The organism is Chitinophaga polysaccharea (assembly GCF_902150045.1).
Classification (GTDB): Bacteria; Bacteroidota; Bacteroidia; order Chitinophagales; family Chitinophagaceae; genus Chitinophaga; species Chitinophaga polysaccharea_A.
In genome coordinates, this window is the sequence record NZ_CABFVU010000002.1 from 1,442,417 (window position 1) to 1,460,485 (window position 18,069).

The window sequence follows — 18,069 nt, forward strand, 5'->3', positions numbered from 1 at the left end:
TTATGGAGCATATAAGATCTCTCTCCGGCGGATAAAACGGACTTTGTCTTTATAATCCGTTACCTTATTATTCATGATCTCTACTTTTTCTATCCAGTTGTGGTGGAGGTCGTAGGTAAATTGATACCGGTATACCGTTCTTTCCACCGTACCGGCAGTAGTGATCCTGTCGGATATTTTTGTTGTGAGATGCCCCTGTTCATTATACTGGCAGGTAGTGGTTTCCACGGCATTATTATCGTCAAAACCGGTAGTGTCCTGGAATTTATATTCCTCCAGCAGTTGCTGGCGGGTATTGTATTTACACCTGGTGATTTCCTGCAATGCGCCGAAGGAGTAATAGCGGGTAATTTCTACCCGGCATCCATCGGTATCCGTATGGATATTGGTTTCCCATTGCTCGTTGTATGGATCTTCCTCCGGCGGTATAGGGTCATTGTTTTCCATTTGTTGCAATACATTGCCGGATTCATCGTACCGGGTATAATAGGTATCTTCCCCATAATACTCTGTGCAATCTTTCAGCTCCCCGTTTTCGAAGTAACTGTTTTTATAGATAGGGCCTTTGGTGGCGGAGGTCAGTGTTTTTTCCAGCAGGTTGCCATTGTCGTCAAAAGTATACAAGAGGGTTTTATCCAGCTGATGGCTTGCGGTATAATCCTCCCATTTGAGCAGTAATCCTTTTTCATCAAAAAAGGAAAGCTCATACCCGTAGTATTTGCCATCGGGGTCTGTGGTAGCATATTTCATTTGCCTTACCGGCCCGGTGAGCTCAGTATCTGCCAATGTTTGTTTCATGGTACCTAAAGTTATTGGAAACAAAATAAACTTCCACTATCCAGGTACTTATTTCTGTGTGATATTTTTTTGAGCGGTTATTTTCCCGGGAGGAGACGGGGATGCGGTAATCCCTGAAGATCCAGGCAGCCGGCACGGGGGCTGCCTGGCGGGAGGAGGGTTATTTATCAAAAGTCATATTTTCGAATTTGTCCAGTTTGGCCATGATTCCCCAGCCGTAAAAATCGTTGGCCAGGCCAATCAGCACTTCGTTGTTGCCGGCAACCAGCGGCAGCGCAAAGGATGCGTTTTCAACGGAACAACGGCCATCCGGTTGTTTTAGTATCGGGTAACCGTAGAGGTTTTTATCTGTATACAGCGGCTTATCGTTTACAAATACCCATACTTCATCACTAAATCCGAGTTGTACCTGCCGTGTTTGCGCCACGGTGGAACGGATATTTGTTTTCAGCCACACGATGCGCCGGGCGCGGTTTTCTGCGCTGCCAAACTTCCGGGTCACATTGACCAGTCCTCTTCTTTCGGCCCGGATGGTTTCCCAGGGGGTATCCTTACCTGGTATCCAGGCCTTGCTGAAATCTATTTTTTCAGGGGTGGTCATTGGCTGTGTGATTTGCCAGGTGCGCAGGTAGGAGGGATCATTGTTGGTGATATCTGTTCCCTCGCTGGAGGGCAGTCCTTCCGTTTGGTCGGGCTTCACTACTACGTTTGCAATAATGGCCTGCCCGTCGAATGCGATGCCGCCGTGCCGGGTATTGCCTTCCAGGTAAGGTACTTCCAGCGCCGGCTTCGAGGTATCATTAACATATACACGCATCTGCCTGCCGGAAATGACCAGTTTCACATGGTTCCAGTCGTCCTTATTGATCCATGCGGCGGTTTGGTACTGTGGCAGCATATCCCACATGTTAATACCATCCAGGGTGGGAGCATACTGTACGGCATCGCCTTTCCCTGATGAAGGGATACGGAAATAAAAGCACTCATTCTCTTTACGGCTGATGCGCCTGAAGTAGAACGAAGTGAAAGGCGATGTGGCCTGCACATCGTATTCGATGGTACCGTTTGTAAAATCCAGCTGTTTCAGGACGGCGGTATCGTTCCTGTTCAGCAGCTTCATGGCCGGTACCGACTTATAGGTGATGAACTCCACGGTGCCTGGTTGGAACGACCAATGTTCGGCCTGGAGTGGTACCTTGATAACATCCTGGGGACCGTTTTTCTTTTTTTGTGCTGCTGCGCATAAAGGGAGCAACAGGAATAGGCACGCGGTGCGGGTTTTTGTCATGACGGTTGTTTTTTATTTTAAATGCTCCGGCAAATCTGAATAATAACTAATTTCAGGGCGAAACATCGGCGCATCAAGTATGTGCAAATCCGTGCAAGCTTGTAACAGATTACCTGGAAATGAATAATAGTTTTGAAATAAATTATATAAGAAAGTGCCTGGAGCTGGCAGAAGCCCGGTTAAACCGTGGTGACGGCAGCGAGTGGACCACCTATGATTTTGAAAAACTAAGCGAGGCGATAGAAGAAGCCACCGGGGTAATGCTGAGTGTTACTACCCTGAAACGGTTGTGGGGGAAACTGAAATACACCAATATGCCGGCTACCACTACGTTGAATACGCTGGCGCAGTTTGCCGGGTATGCCGACTGGCGGGAGTTTAAACGCCTTATAGTGCTGTTGCCGGGGGCTTCCCCGGCAACCGGGGATGCTACACCGGGAGGAGCCGGTGATCAGAGGTCATTGCCAGGCGATGCGGCAGCAACGGTCAATACGGTGGCCGGGCCATTACCCGGTGATATTGCAACGGGTAATGATGCTACGTTGGCTAATAATACATTGCATATTGCCGCAGGTGCTGACGCTAATAATAAGGTGGCTGATACGTCATATATTGTAGCAGGTACCGATGTCACATCGGCCAATAATACGTTGGCTGGTACAACATCCGGTCATATTTCGGCAGGGAATACTACAAACAGCCGCGCGGCATATGACCCCCAAACAACCGGTGCTGGCATTTTACCGATTGCAGCACCGCGAAAACACCGCAAATGGACGTACTGGCTGCTGGCCCTGTTACCACTGGGCATCCTCGTATATGCTTTACTGTTATCCAATACCAAACCCGGGAAACCGCTTAATACCGCCGCTTTTTCATTCAGCAGCAATAAAATAGTGAGAGAGGGAGTTCCCAATTCCGTTGTTTTCAACTACAACGCTGCTGCGGCAGGAAAAGATTCCGTTTTCATTTCTCAAAGCTGGGACATAAGAAGGAAGGTACCGGTACCTGCAAAAGAAAACACCTTTACCACTATATACTACACACCAGGTTATTTCAGGGCGAAATTAATAGTCAATAAACAAATTGTAAAAGAGCATGACCTGATGATTGGCTCAGGTGGATGGCTCGCATTGGTAGAGCAGCAATCCGGTACTCCATTGTATTTCCGGAAGAACGAAGTGATGAAAGGAAATGGTGTGGAAGTGGAGGAAGCGTTGTTATCACAATACCATCTGCCCCTGCAACCTGTTCCACCGGCACTGCGTTTTTTTTATGTGCAATCGTTCGGCGACCTCCGGAATGATGACTTTACTTTTGAAACTACACTGAAAAGTGGTTTCCGGCAGGGGACCGCCGCCTGCCAGCGGGTGGAAGTGCTGATCCTGTGTAAAAATGATGTGATCTTTATTCCCTTGTGTGCGCCTGGCTGTGTAGGAGAGCTTTCCCTGTTTGCCGCAGGCACGACCATCGACAGCCGGAATACCGACCTTTCTAAATTTGGCGCCAACCTCGCACAGTGGGTAAAGCTGCGTGTGGTTACCCAAAACAGGCATATGCGGTTTTATGTGAATGATAGCTCCGCCGCTGAGCTGACCTTCTCCAATCCACCTTCCGACATTGTAGGCGTACAATACCGGTTTTCCGGCACCGGCGCCGTAAAGGATACCCGCTTTACGAAAAACGGTAGCGTGATTGAATTGCAGCAATAACTGCTGCCGGTTTATCTCCCGAAAAAGTATTAATTACTGCTTTTATTCCCGGAAATCTTTATTTTTCTGAGGAATATTCCCGTTATGAAAAATAAGTTACTGCTCCTGTGCAGCCTTCTTTATTGTATTGGCATCCGGGCGCAAACACCGGAGCGTTTACGCGTATCGCCCGATGGACATTATCTCCAATATGCAAACGGACAACCCTTTTTCTGGTTAGGCGATACCGGTTGGGAATTATTCCACCGGCTGGATACCGCTGAAATAAAATACTACCTGGATAACCGCGTCAATAAAGGGTTCACTGTAATACAAGCGGTGGTACTGGCGGAGTTTAATGGTCTCCGCAAGCCCAACCGCTACGAGCAGCTTCCCTTCCTGGATGAAAACCCGGCTACTCCCAATAATGCTTATTTCACTTTGATCGATAGTACCATCCGCTGGGCAATGCAAAGGGGACTGTATATAGGGCTGCTTCCTACCTGGGGCGATAAAGTTACAAAGCTATGGGGCGAAGGCCCGGTGGTATTTGATAGCACTAACGCATACGCCTATGGGAAATGGATAGGCAGCAGGTACCGGGATGATAAAAACATTATCTGGATACTTGGAGGCGACCGCCCGGCTGCAAATGACAGCAGCGATTGGCGCCCTGTATGGCGGGCTATGGCAAAGGGTATACAGGACGGCACTGCGGGGCAATGTATTATTGCTTACCATCCTTCCGGGGGCAGCAGCAGTTCCCAGTGGCTGCAACAGGAATCCTGGCTGAACATCCATATGTTCCAGAGCGGGCATGGCAGCGGGCATGATGTACCATGCTGGGAATTTGTACGGAAAGACCGGCAACGTTCGCCGCTGAGGCCTGTGCTGGATGCGGAGCCCAATTACGAGGACCATCCCGTAAATCCCTGGCCCAAGTGGGACCCCGACAATGGCTATTTCAGGGACTATGATGTACGCAAGCAATTATACCGCTCTGTATTTGCCGGCGCCTGCGGCGTTACTTACGGGCATCATGCAGTGTGGCAATTCATGAGCGCGCGTGAAGCCGCCATTAATTATCCCGACCGGGGCTGGATGAATGCGCTGGATCGGCCCGGTGCTTTCCAGGCCGGTTATCTTCGCCGGCTTATTAATATCCACGGCGCACTAAACCGTGTACCGGATCTTTCGCTGATCCTGTCCGGCCAGGGAGAAGGCGCCGCCCATATGGAAGCCTTCAGGGATGCTGCAGGCACCTACCTCATGGTGTATTTGCCCATTGGTACACCGCTGAAGGTAAACACCGCTGTTATAAAGGCAACAGCACTGAACTGCTGGTGGTTTAACCCACGCAGTGCGGAGAAAACAAGTATCGGCGTTATAAAACAGTCACCGGCTGTTACCTTTACGCCGCCTGCCACCGGTGCAGGGAACGACTGGGTGCTGGTAGTAGAAGCAGCACATTGAGGCGCTATTTGGTATTGGCGTTCAGCACTTCCACATAGTGAGGGTTGTACATGATGCCCAGGATATTGCCAAAAGGATCTACAACAGAAGCCGTTACAAACCCATGGCCCCGTTCCGTAACAGGTTCAAATACGGTAGCGCCTAAGCCAAGCAATTTTTCCAATCCTGCCTGTATATTATCCACATGCCAGTAAGTAATGGCGCCGCCGGGGCCTTTGCCGGCCTGAGCAGGCGCATATTTACTATCGATGATACCCAGTTCATGCTGGTAATCGCCCAGGCGGAACTCGGCATAGCCGGGCCTTTCAAAGTAAGGTGGGATACCGGTTAGCGCTGTATACCATTTTTTTGCAGCTTCATGGTCGGCGGCAAAAAACGTTTGTGTGGCAAATCCTCTTAGCATATTTGTATTTTTTTATGGTGTGATGTAAAAGTAGAATGAGGGGATGACAACCCTATGTCAGCAGCAAAGAAGAATAAATTTAAATATCTATTTTTAGGTCCTAATCTGTATATCATGAAAAAGGTATCCTATGACCCGAATGGCGGAAAACTATGGATAAGGATCGAAATGACCGGCATCTATTTTATTACTTACATCTACCAGATGTGGGCAGCTACCGCCGATGAACTGCCCATTTTAACAAAGCCCCTCCGGCAAAACAGTAACGAACTTCCCCAGCCGGACTACTACCTGGTGCAAAATGATTATAAACCCGGAGAACCGTTGATAAATTTTGACAAAAGAGTATTGGATATCTCTTTCAGAGTGAGAAGATATAAAGATGATAACGGGTATAAGTTAAAGGTAAGCGTGTTACAGGGAGATGATTTTGATGCTGCGAAAGTAATAGGGAGCGACCAAATTGGTTATGGCGCTATCGCTATTTTAGGCGACGATGTTACCGGTAAAACAGAAGATATCCTGCTGCAGCTGTCTGCCAAAAAAAATTGATTCCATTTCCTTAAAACCCTTGTATGTTACCATTTAGAAAGATGTGCCTGTTACTGCTGCTTGTGTCCTTCCAGGCATCCGCGCAGTTTAAAACAGATAGTACAGAGTATTACCTGTTGAACTTTTCCGTTCCGGACATGCCTGCGTTTAAGGCGCTGGGCGCTGATCCATCCAACCTGTTACGCCCTTCAGATATTCAAAAGTTTGCCCTTAGCTTATCGCCATTTTATTCAAACGGACAGGGCGTGATTCCCCGCAACTTTGCTGTGGAATTTTCTCCCGGTAAACTGGCCAGCAAAAACTGGACACTGGAAGATTATGGGAAAAGAAGATTCTGGTATAATTCCTCTTTTAGTATAGGCGCTATCGTTGATTCGGGGAATGTATCTTCCAGGCTGGCTGTCGGCTACCGGTTTTCTATTGTCCGGAAAAGGGACGACCTGTTATTGAATGCCGCCAGAAGAAAGGAGGTATTTATTGCACAACAACAGGAACAGCTGGTGCTAAGGGAGTTTAAGAATAACTGGATCATTATTGTTCACAAAGAAATACCTCCGGTAGAACGCGCGCAGTATGGAAAAGACCATGATGCCGAATTCTGGGATTTCGCGGAAAACAAAGCAGAAGAATATCTCAAAGAAAACCCGGATACCGCCTTACAGGCAAGTTATGATGCCTTTAAAAAAGGATATGACAAGGATAAGAAAAAATACTACACTGCTGTAGATAGTCTTATAGAAAAGTTTAAAAGCGAGCATTGGAACACCAGCCGCCTGGATGGCGCTATTGCCTGGGTGGGGCAGTCGCGCGATTCACTGATTAAGAACGCCGGCTTTGCTTCTTTCAACACCTGGGTTACCTGGGCATTAGGTATCGGGAAAAGCAGCCAGTTATTATTGGGCGGTAGCTTCAGTTTGCCCCGGTCGGAGTTTAAAGACACTACCGCTATCAATGCAACTGTGAATGTGCGTTACTACCTGGGCACCGCCAGCTTCAGGGGATTTGCCGAAACGCAGTTTAAGTACCAGAATTATGATGGCTTTGAAAAATCCCTGTTGTTTAATTTTGGTACCGAGTTCCGGATCTCTAAAAGCATCTGGATCGTGGCGGAAGCGGGTATTGATAACTACCTGAAAGAGAAAGATCCTTTCAGTGCGTTTATAGCGAGTATTAATTTGAGATATGGATTTAACCAGGTCATGAAGTAGTAGCCGTGGCAGACCTCTTATTCCTCTTCACTAACAAAAAACACACATACAAAAACACCATCCACACCGGGATCAGTTCCACCGGTAGTTTCATGCCGGTGATCCACATCAGCGCCAGTATGCCTACCAGGAATACCAGGCAAATATAATTAGAGGCAGGGTATATAAAAGAAGGGAACTTAGTACGGATGTTATCTGCTTTTTTGCTTTTCCTGAATTTCAGGTGCACTACGGTGATCATCAGCCAGTTGATGATGAGTGTTGACACCACCAGCGACATTAGTATCTCGAGCGCTTTTTCAGGGATCACTTTATTTATCACTATGCAGATAGCAGCAAACAGTCCTGATACCAGAATTGCTTTTACCGGTACATGATTTTTGTTCAGGTGAGACAGGAAAGCGGGAGCATTGCCTTGTTTCGACAAACCATATAACATCCTGCTGTTGCTGTATACGCAGCTGTTGTACACAGAAAGCGCTGCCGTGAGAACGATCAGGTTCAGCACATTTGCGATAAGGCTGGTGAAATAGACAGTTTTGCCAAAGAGGCTGAACTGAAATCCTTTCAGGCTTTCAAATACCATTACAAACGGGCTGCTGTTTGTAGTAATGCTTTTCCAGGGCGACAGTGAAAACAGAATGACGAGAGCGCCCACATAGAAGATCAGGATGCGGTAAATAACCTGGTTAGTAGCTTTGGGTATGGTTTTCTCCGGCCGGTCGGCCTCCGCTGCGGTGATACCGATTAATTCCAGTCCGCCGAAAGAAAACATAATGAGCGCAATGGCGGCAAATAATCCCTGGAAGCCGCCCTTGCCATCGGCGGCTAATAATCCCCGTGGGAAGAAGCCACCGTCGTTCCACAGGTTTTGTATACTGGCTTGTTCGCCGCCGCTGCCGCTGACCAGCAGATAGATACCAAAAGCGATCATGGCTATTATGGCCACTACTTTTATGATCGAAAACCAGAACTCGGCTTCTCCATATACTTTAACGGAGCTGAGGTTTAACGCATTAATAGCCACAAAAAAGAAAAGGCTGGAGCACCATAGGGGAATCTCCGGCCACCAGAAATGTACATATACACCTATGGCTGTAAGTTCCGACATGCTCACCAGGATATAAAGGATCCAGTAATTCCACCCGGAAGAAAAACCTGCAAATGAGCCCCAGTATTTATAGGCAAAGTGACTGAAGCTGCCGGAAACCGGTTCTTCCACCACCATTTCGCCCAGCTGGCGCATGATAAAGAAAGCAATAATGCCGGCCAGGGCGTAGCCTAAAATTACAGAGGGGCCTGCCAGTACTGCGGCAGGGCCTATGCCCAGGAATAAGCCGGTGCCAATGGCGCCGCCGAGGGCGATCAACTGGATATGCCTGTTCTGTAATCCTCTTTTAAGGCTTTTTTCTTCGGTTGTTTGGTTTGTGCTGCTCAATGTCTGTTAGGTGGATAAGGCTGCAATTTGAGGTAATTTTGGCACAAACCGAAACCCAGATATATTTCATCAGTATACACCTGTTTTCTGTAATTGTCGTTTTCATTAATATACCTGGTTTTTCTTCACGGAAAGACAGATCTGTTGCTTTACGGATTTGCATGGATGGTGCCAAATTTGCCTGCTGAAGCTGCCTTTATGGTATACATTACACTAATATGTGAATGAAATAGTTCAAAAGGGTGTGGATATTAAAAAAAGATTTTGGAGTTTTAATATTTATTATAATTTAGCAATGAATTGAAAGTATAACCCGGTATTTTGTGTGAAAGAGAATACATCAGTTATTTAGCCGAAGTCATTTTGTTTATTATAAGCGTTACCCCTGGTGCCATTTAGCGTTATAGCGGACAGGCTATAACACGGATGGAAAATCAGTATTTATCAACCCTGTACCATAATAGCCCGACTATGAAGTATTTTTTCTTATTTTTCTTTGCTTTTCTTATCAGCCCTTTTGCCTATTCCCAGAATATCTTTCCATCAAGCGGACAGGTTGGCATTGGTACTTCTTCGCCCTCAGCTTTATTACATGTTAATACGGGGGCTATTAAACTTACTAATCCATCAAATTATCCCTGGGGTGTTAATATGGATGTTAATTTCACTGGCACTTGGGCCCGTGAGTTCAGTATTTCCTACAATGGAACAGGGAAGCTCGCCGCTTTTGGTGTGAACAGTAACAATGGAACAGTTAACTATGCTTATATAGGAGGGAATACAACTGCAGACTCTCCTCATCCTTCTCCCTGGATGACCTTTAAACCTAATGGGTACATTGGTATAGGAACATTGACGCCGATAGCAAAACTAACAATAGAATCAGCTGACAGTACACTTGATAACCTGATAAGATTGGAGAACAAAAGTATCCCTAATTCTCTGTTATATATGGGAACAGCAAGCGTCGGTTTTGCGGTAACAGGTTACCGGAAGGATAACGTAATAGAGAGTTATAGTGATCTTCATATCTCAGCTGCCAACGCATCCAGCAATCTTTATTTTGAAACCGGCCGGACAAACGCAGCTACCACCATCAGAATGACTATTAACAATGTGGGAAATGTTGGGATCGGCACTACCAGTCCCGGAAATTATAAGCTGGCCGTAGAAGGGACTATTGGAGCAAGGAAAGTGAAGGTAACGCAGGGCAGTTGGGCTGATTTTGTGTTTCATTCCAACTATCAGTTACCATCTCTGCAGGAAGTAGAGCGTTTTATTAGGAAGAATGGACATTTGCCTGAAATTCCATCTGAAACAGAAGTACAGAAAAATGGGCTGGATGTTGGAGATATGAATAAGAAACTGCTGCAGAAGATAGAAGAACTTACTTTATATATCATTGAATTAAAGAAAGAGAATGAAAGACAATGGCAGGAAATGGAGAGGATGAAGTCCCGGAGTAAGTAATATTCTGTCCTGTACTTTCGTCACATTAAAATCCCTTTATGAAATCATTATTAGTTGTTTTGTTAATGCTTGTTGATGTTATTGGTTGTATAGGATATTCGCAGGCGCAGAATTCGCCCAATGCGTATTTTGTTCCTACTGTTTTTCCTAAATCGCCTAATGTAGCGGGGATGGATAAGTATGGCGACTATCCTGTGAATATGTTTTCGGGTTTACCGGATATATCTATTCCATTATATGAAGTTGTGTCCGGCGATTTTAAAATGCCTATTACCCTGAGCTATCATGCGTCAGGTTTTAAAGTAAATGAAAAAGCAGGATGGGCTGGTTTGGGATGGTCGGTAATTACCGGGGGGCAAATTACACGGAGGATTATGGGCATAGCTGATGAATTTCCTAATGGGTATCTTTCCGGTAAACTTCAGCCGGCAGCAACAGTAAATCCCGAGTCAACTGCTAGTTTGCAATACCTTAGTTCACTTAAATCTAAACTGTATGATGCACAACCCGATATCTACAGTTATAGTTTCAATGGGCGGAATGGCAAATTCTTTTTTAACGGTAACGATAACTATAAAATTGCCATGCTGCCATTTTCGCCGCTCGCCATTAATACAAATATTGCAGGGTTACCTTATTTTGATATACAGGATGAGCAAGGAAATAAATACAGCTTTGGCAGAACAGCCAAAGAAAGCACGGTAGTTTCAACCAGCGGGGGAACACTGCCTGCAACTTCTGCCTGGTTGTTGGAAAGTATGATATCACAGGATAACAGGGATACCATTTCTTTTTCTTACAATACAGGGCAAGACAGGGTTGATATACCGGATGCAACGGAGATATGGACGGTTGAAGACAATGTACATAATTATGAGCCAAGTAATCCAGTATATTATTCTAACCCTCAATTGGTTACTGGTGCAGACAATACAAGCCTTACTTTTCAGGAACAATTAAAGGAGATCAATTTCAGCGGTGGTAAAGTTGTTTTTGAGTTATCAGGAACACTAAGGGAAGATCCTGCAGCAGGTAAATATGCACTCAATGCAATAAAAGTATATTCCTACGATTATACTACATCACAATTTAAACTTATTAAAAGTATACAGTTTTATAAAAGCTATTTTATTCAGGGAACAAACGCCGCAACTAAAAGATTAAGGCTGGATTCCCTGGCGGTGTTGGGAGGAAGCGGTGAGTTAATTCAAAAGTATCGGTTTGAGTATAATACCAACAAGATACTTCCTGAGTATACGTCTGCCAGTAGGGATTTTTGGGGCTATTACAATGGGAAACCAAATAATTCCCTGATACCACAGATGTCGGTCCCATATAATTTGAATACCATCACTATTGGGAGTAATATTCCCAACGGCCGTGATCCCGACAATGAATACATGCAGGCATGCGTTTTGAAAAGGATTAACTATCCTACCGGTGGCTATACGGAGTTTGAGTATGAGGCTAACAGGTATGAGGAATCCGGGGTAGAGAAACTTGCAGGGGGATTAAGAGTTAAAACAATAAAGAGTGCAGCTGGAGGCAAAGCAAGGCCGGTAATAAAGACATATGAATATTTAAGCGCCCGGCCGAACTTCACTTTAAGGAATCATTTTTTCAAAATGAACCAAACGCAGCGATATTTTTGGACTAACCCGCATTTTGCCTGTCCGGTAACAATGGCGACCAAAAATGTAACTTCATATGTTTCTTCTCCAATCATCGACATTGAGCCTTATGATGCTGTACCAGTTGCATATACAAATGTGAGGGAGTACATTGGTGATGGGATCAATAATTCAGGGAAAACGGAATACTTGTTTAGCGATCGCCCGGATGCTTTGCAAACGGCTTCTATGACAGGCATGCCGATATTAAACAGTTATTTTTATGTCAGGGGCCAGTTACTGAATAAAACTCAATACCTGAGAACGGGGGCTACTTACCGTAAAGTACAGGAAGATACCTATCAGTATACGGCCTTCCCTGAAACGTTTTATAATAATGTTGGGTTTGCCGTAGGGAAGACAATTATCAGTGATGAATCAAGTGCCTCTGATGTAAGTCTTGCTGCCAGAACAGGCTTCTGTGCCGACTATCATGATTCTTACAGCTATCTCTATTCTTTTTATTCCATCTCATCCGATGACAACTATCTTACATCATCTACCACTACTACCTACGACTCGGATGATCAGACAAAATCCGTAACCGTTACAAAATTGTTCAAGTACGACAATTTTAAGCATCAGCAGGTTTCCCGGACTATTACAACCGATAGTAAAGGAAATACGGTAACAACGAATGACCGTTATGCAGCCGACCTGTTAACCGGAACAGCTACTACTACCGGCAATGCTGTAATAGATACTATGTTGCGCAGGAATATGCAGGCGGTGCCGTTAGAACAATGGGTAAGCATTTCAGGAACAGAAGGGTTGTCGGGAACCTTCGTAAAAGGAGCGCAATTAACTAATTACAAGCTGTTAACGAACAAAGCAGTTAAAATTGATAAACGGCAGGAGTTACGGGTTGGTAGTTTGATTAATGATTTTGTACCCGTTAAGATTAATGCGGGCACTTTGCAAACTGACAGCCGTTATAACCAGCTGATTAGTTTGGATGCTTATGATGCAAATAGTAATGTACTACAATATACAGCCAGAAATGCGCCATCCGTTGCTATTGTATGGGATTATAACAGGCAAAATGCTATAGCGCAGGTTAATAATGCAGCCACGAGCGATATAGCCTACACCAGTTTTGAGGCAGATGGAAAAGGAAATTGGAACTTCAGCGGGATACCGGTAAATAACACGGCAGCTATAACAGGGAAAAAGGTGTATGATCTTACCAAAGGCGCCATCACTGCCTCGGGTATTAACAGTGCCAATGTGCATATCATTAGTTATTGGAGTAAAGCCGGGGCTGCCACCATAAGTGGAACAACGGTAGTAACGGGCATGACAACCGGAGGCTGGACCTATTATGAACATAAATTGCCGGCAGGCGCAACCACGTTGCAGGTGAGCGGCAGCGTAACAATAGATGAGCTTAGACTCTTTCCTGAGAAGGCGCAAATGACCACTTATACATATGATCCGCTGATAGGTCTAACTTCAACTTGCTCGCCTTTGAATATAATTTCATATTATGAATATGATAGTGCAGGTCGCCTGAAGGCAGAGAAAGACGTTAACCGGAATATTGTAAAGACCTATGAATATCACCATAAGAATTAATGTTATCCCTAACTTAAAATATAAGTAATGTCAAAGATATTTCAGGCCTGGATATTGTCCGTTTGCTTTCTGGTACTTTGCTTAGGGGCAAATGCACAAATTGTTATCAGTGGGCCGGCTAATTGTATTTTACCCGGAAGAGAATATACTTATACCGCCGGTGGGAATTGGTCAAGTACCGATATTCCACAAATGCAATGGTGCTCACCAGGGAAGATACAAGCCAATATGTCCTACTGTCTTACAGGGGCATTCCAGATAAAGGTAATATTTGATACCACCTTTACCACCGGAACTATTACATTATGGGCGCCAAGTGGCTCTACTTCATTGAACGTGAGTACTGCAGCAGGACCATTTACCGTTAATGCAGAGGTGAGTCCCATTTCTCAGACCGCATACACCGATTCAGTTCCGGGAACCATAAGGGCTTGGGCTGCCACTGGCGGTAATTGTGAAGGAACCGGGTATGTTTATCAATGGGAATCGGCTTCCAGTTCTACTGGTCCATTTTCAGCAATATCAGGTGCTAATCAGCAGATGTTGGTTCCTCCGGCTTCTTCCACAGAAAAGACAACTTACTTCAGGAGGAAGGTCACTTACAATGGAACCAGTTTCTATAGCCAGGTAGGTGCTGTGAATTATGTTCATGAACCTGTGAATGGCGGTGTGCTGTATTATACTGTTGCCGGTTCTGAGTTACCATATGGCAGCAGTCCGGCGGTTGCGCAAATACCAGGGCATGGTTGGCAATGCACTCAGTCGGGAATTTCCTATCGCTGGTGGTATAAGGTTACATCCACTGGTACCCCACAACTGTTGGGCACCGGTGTAGAATATCCGGTGAACAGTTTGGTATTGACAGGTTCGGAAATTATTATCTATAGGGAAACAACATGTGGAAGTTTCACCGTTAAGTCAAATGAACTTACATTTAACACGCTTCCGCTTGAACCGGGTAGTATTTACGCCGATGACACAATTGCCATTGCCGGCGTGAAACCAGTAATAACACAATCCGTTGCTACAGGTGGAAAGTGTGTGTCTACTTCTTACCAGTATGTTTGGCAGCAAAGTACTAACGGAACTACCTGGCAGAATATCGGGACAGGCGCAGACTATCCATCTGCAGCGCCTACGTTTACTACTGATATGCAAATACGAAGGCAGGTTACCTGTGCTACACAAACACTTTATTCAAATGTATTAATATTTAAAACATTTACGGAAGACTACCTCGCGGACAACAGGAGTTTTATTGTTACCAATACTGTTCAAAAGTCAGGTGTGCTGGATACCAGCGGCGTTGCTTCACTTTCTATAGGTAATAAATTGAAGAGCATAGCATATTTTGATGGACTAGGAAGACAAGTGCAACAGGTAAGCCAGCAGGCAGGTGGTGCTGGTAAAGACCTTGTACAGATAAATGAATATGATGAGTATGGAAGGGAAACAAATAATTATTTATCTTATAGTTATACTGCAAGTGACTCAAGAAATACTGCCGGCAATGGTAAGTATAAGTTACAGGCTGTTACAGATCAGCAGGCTTTTTACCAGGGGCTTTTTCCCGGAGAACCTCCGGTGGGTAAAACTACTTATGAATTATCGCCGCTCGGCCGTAACCTTAAAACTGCATCTCCAGGAAGCTCATGGGTGGGCAGTAGCCGGGGGAAATCCACTGCATACCAGGTTAATACTACAGCAGACCAGGTCCGGATATGGAATATACCGGCAGGACCCATTGTAACCCCAGTTTCAACGAAAATATATCCCGCTGGTGTGCTTAATAAGCTAATTATAACAGATGAGCAGGGAAGTAAAACAGTTGAGTATAAAAACCTTGATGGACAAACTATATTAAGAAAACAGCAGATAGCCACATCTCCCGGTGAAAATCATGACGGATGGTTATGTACATATTATATCTACGATGATATTGGTAATCTTCGTTGTGTACTTTCTCCAAAAGCTGTGGAATTGATTAAGGCCAATTGGACACTTAATACAGCCATCCTCAACGGGCTATGTTTTCAGTATCAGTACGACGATAAGAAACGCATGATTCTGAAAAGATTGCCTGGAGCTAACCCTGTGGCAACGGTTTACGACTTACGCGACAGGCCGGTATTTACGCAAGACGGGAACATGTTGGGTAAGAAACAGTGGCATACTACCTTTTACGATGAACTGAACCGCCCTGTAATGACCGCGCTTTATAATAAGGATATAACTCAGCAGGCTTTGCAAACGGCTATGAATACTGCTTCCGGTGGAACGGTGCTGACCACAAGTATACCCGGCCCATCCAGTCTTACGGTGGGTTCATACGATGGCAGATCCGTTTACCAGGCTGCGGATAGTATTATGTTTACCAATGGTTTCGACAGTGGATCGGGTACTTTTGAAACACTACTTTCCCCCGGGAATACCGTTGTCACCACCAGTGTTAATAATCCATTGCCCGGCATTTCAACAGCAGATTTATATCCGCTGACTTACACTTATTATGATAATTATTCTTTTGCAGGCAGTCAGCCTTTTCTGGCGTCTGAAATGGGTTCCCTCGAGAGCGGAGATAATCCCATCAGTCCGGAAATAGTAAATACGGCAGCGTCGATGGTAAGATCCGCTAATACCGGAGGAAGCGTACGCGTTTTAGGTACTAATCAATGGCTGACCACCACCAGTTATTATGATAATAAGGCGCGCAGTATTCAAACCATTGCGCAGAATGTTTCAGGCGCATCTGATATAACCAGTAACAGATATGATTTTAGCGGGAAGATATTAAGTAGTGTGTTGAATCATAAGAATTTAAGAAGTGGGTTGACTCCATCTACAAAGGTTCTTAGTGTAATGAGCTATGATGCTACGGGAAGGGTTTTGACCCTAAAGAAGAAGTTAAACAGTGAAACCATTTATACACAAGTGTTGCAGAATACTTATAACGAACTTGGTCAGTTAAAAACAAAGGTTCAGGGAAATAGTATCAACACTGAGAAAATGGATTATAATATCCTGGGTTGGATACAGGGCATGAACAGGAAGTATGTTAATAACGAGGAAGCCGGATTTTTTGGTTATGAGTTGGCATATGACAAAACTACTTCCGCGATAACCGGCGCCAGTTATGTGGCCCCTCAATTCAATGGTAATATAGGTGGCAGTATATGGAAAGGAACCGGTGATCGCCGGAAGTACGATTTTGCTTATGATAAAGCCAACCGGCTTATGAAAGCCGATTTCCTGAGCAATACAGGTGGAAGCTGGAATAATACGACGATTGACTACTCTGTTAAGATGGGAGATGGAACCAACCCTTCACTGGCTTATGACGCTAATGGTAATATTCTTGCCATGAAGCAAAGCGGATTGAAAACTACCACAAGCGCTATTATTGACGATATGCATTATCGATATGCTGATAGTTCCAACCAGCTAAAAAGTGTTTGGGATGGAAGTAATGACGTAAACAGTGTTCTTGGAGATTTCAAAGAACCAGCCGCAAACAATACTGCCAACAGAAGCCAGGACCTTGCCGATTATGCTTTTGATGTGAACGGTAATATGATCTCTGATAAAAATAAGGTGATGGATAGCATCGTTTATAATCATCTCAATTTGCCAGAAAGAATAGTTATTCCCAATAAAGGGATTATTGAATACCAATATGATGCTATCGGGAATAAATTAAAGAAGACTGTAACTGATAATACACCAGCCACCTCTAAGAAGACGGTGACAGATTATTTTAATGGTCCAGTTTACCAAAACGATACGTTGCAATTTTTAAGTCACGAGGAAGGCCGTATAAGATTGATTTATAAGACAGGTCAGCCGTTAGTGATGGCTTATGATTATTTTATAAAAGATCATTTGGGCAATATCCGCATGGTATTATCCGAGAATAATGATGTTAACTCCTATGTGGCTACAATGGAAACATCCAGTGCTGCTAAAGAATCCGCTTTGTTCAGCAATATAGATAACTCCCGAACAGCTAAACCGGCAGGCTATCCAGCCGATGAAAGTGCCGGCAGCAACGCATCTGTAGCAAAATTAACTGCCGCCAACGGAGGCAAGAAAATAGGGCCTTCCATTGTATTGCGGGTAATGGCAGGAGATACGATCCAGCTCAGCGCGAAAGCGTTTTATAAATCCGGTGGGCCCAAAGACCAGCAACCAGCTACTTCTACAGCCGAAAATATGTTGGTCGACCTGGTGCAGGCTTTCAATAGAAGCAGCAGCCCTGATGGTACGCATGGAGTAGCCGGCAGTGATAATATGACACCTTTCAACAGCAATTTTTATAATAATGATTACCGGCGGTTGAAAGAAAGAGATGCAGATAAGCCCAATGCCGACCGGCCCAAAGCCTACCTGAATTTTGTTTTGTTCGATGATCAGTTTAAATTAGTGGATAAGAATAGCGGAGTAAAACAGGTAAAAGCAGAGCCGGATCAGCTACAGACGCTTAGCCAGGATAAGATGGTGATGGAT

At 44.9% G+C, this 18,069-nt stretch carries 11 protein-coding genes; 7 read left to right on the forward strand and 4 right to left on the reverse strand.

Annotated features, from left to right (window positions below; translation table 11 throughout):
- Together FN124_RS20455 and FN124_RS20460 are read right to left on the reverse strand one after the other, a co-directional pair.
- Complete coding sequence (locus FN124_RS20455; RefSeq protein WP_142686604.1) at positions 1–798, reverse strand: hypothetical protein; 798 nt, start codon at positions 796–798, stop codon at positions 1–3.
- Between the two features lie 160 nt (positions 799–958).
- Positions 959–2,086 carry a hypothetical protein gene (locus FN124_RS20460; RefSeq protein ID WP_142686605.1) on the reverse strand — a complete coding sequence of 376 codons (1,128 nt, stop codon included), beginning with the start codon at positions 2,084–2,086 and terminating at the stop codon, positions 959–961.
- 119 nt (positions 2,087–2,205) lie between these two features.
- On the opposite strand from FN124_RS20460, the gene FN124_RS20465 reads away from it, so the two are divergent.
- The gene (locus FN124_RS20465; RefSeq protein WP_142686606.1) at positions 2,206–3,798 is read left to right on the forward strand and encodes a hypothetical protein; all 1,593 of its coding nucleotides are present in this window, start codon (positions 2,206–2,208) and stop codon (positions 3,796–3,798) included.
- Between the two features lie 84 nt (positions 3,799–3,882).
- Entirely contained in the window at positions 3,883–5,250 is a 1,368-nt protein-coding gene (locus tag FN124_RS20470) for a glycoside hydrolase family 140 protein (protein ID WP_142686607.1), read from the forward strand.
- A gap of 4 nt (positions 5,251–5,254) precedes the next feature.
- Here FN124_RS20470 and FN124_RS20475 read toward each other — a convergent pair whose 3' ends face one another.
- Complete coding sequence (locus tag FN124_RS20475) at positions 5,255–5,653, reverse strand: VOC family protein (protein WP_142686608.1); 399 nt, start codon at positions 5,651–5,653, stop codon at positions 5,255–5,257.
- A gap of 114 nt (positions 5,654–5,767) precedes the next feature.
- Between FN124_RS20475 and FN124_RS20480 the strand changes: the two genes are divergently transcribed.
- Positions 5,768–6,205: a hypothetical protein gene (locus FN124_RS20480; protein ID WP_142686609.1), complete on the forward strand. Its 438-nt coding sequence runs from the start codon at positions 5,768–5,770 to the stop codon at positions 6,203–6,205.
- A 23-nt stretch (positions 6,206–6,228) separates the two neighbouring features.
- Positions 6,229–7,413: a hypothetical protein gene (locus FN124_RS20485; RefSeq protein WP_142686610.1), complete on the forward strand. Its 1,185-nt coding sequence runs from the start codon at positions 6,229–6,231 to the stop codon at positions 7,411–7,413.
- Here the strand turns inward: FN124_RS20485 and FN124_RS20490 are convergent.
- On the reverse strand, positions 7,403–8,851 hold the full coding sequence (locus tag FN124_RS20490) for an amino acid permease (RefSeq protein ID WP_142686611.1): 1,449 nt from the start codon (positions 8,849–8,851) through the stop codon (positions 7,403–7,405). The two genes, FN124_RS20485 and FN124_RS20490, sit on opposite strands and share 11 nt — an antisense overlap.
- 426 nt (positions 8,852–9,277) lie before the next feature.
- On the opposite strand from FN124_RS20490, the gene FN124_RS20495 reads away from it, so the two are divergent.
- From FN124_RS20495 to FN124_RS20505, 3 genes are all read left to right on the forward strand, one after another.
- Positions 9,278–10,321 (forward strand): tail fiber protein, encoded by a 1,044-nt coding sequence (locus FN124_RS20495; RefSeq protein ID WP_142686612.1) that lies wholly within the window; start codon positions 9,278–9,280, stop codon positions 10,319–10,321.
- 38 nt (positions 10,322–10,359) lie between these two features.
- Complete coding sequence (locus FN124_RS20500) at positions 10,360–13,566, forward strand: hypothetical protein (RefSeq protein WP_142686613.1); 3,207 nt, start codon at positions 10,360–10,362, stop codon at positions 13,564–13,566.
- 228 nt (positions 13,567–13,794) lie between these two features.
- Positions 13,795–18,069: DUF6443 domain-containing protein (locus FN124_RS20505; RefSeq protein WP_142686614.1), on the forward strand; the 4,275-nt coding region annotated here is incomplete at its 3' end.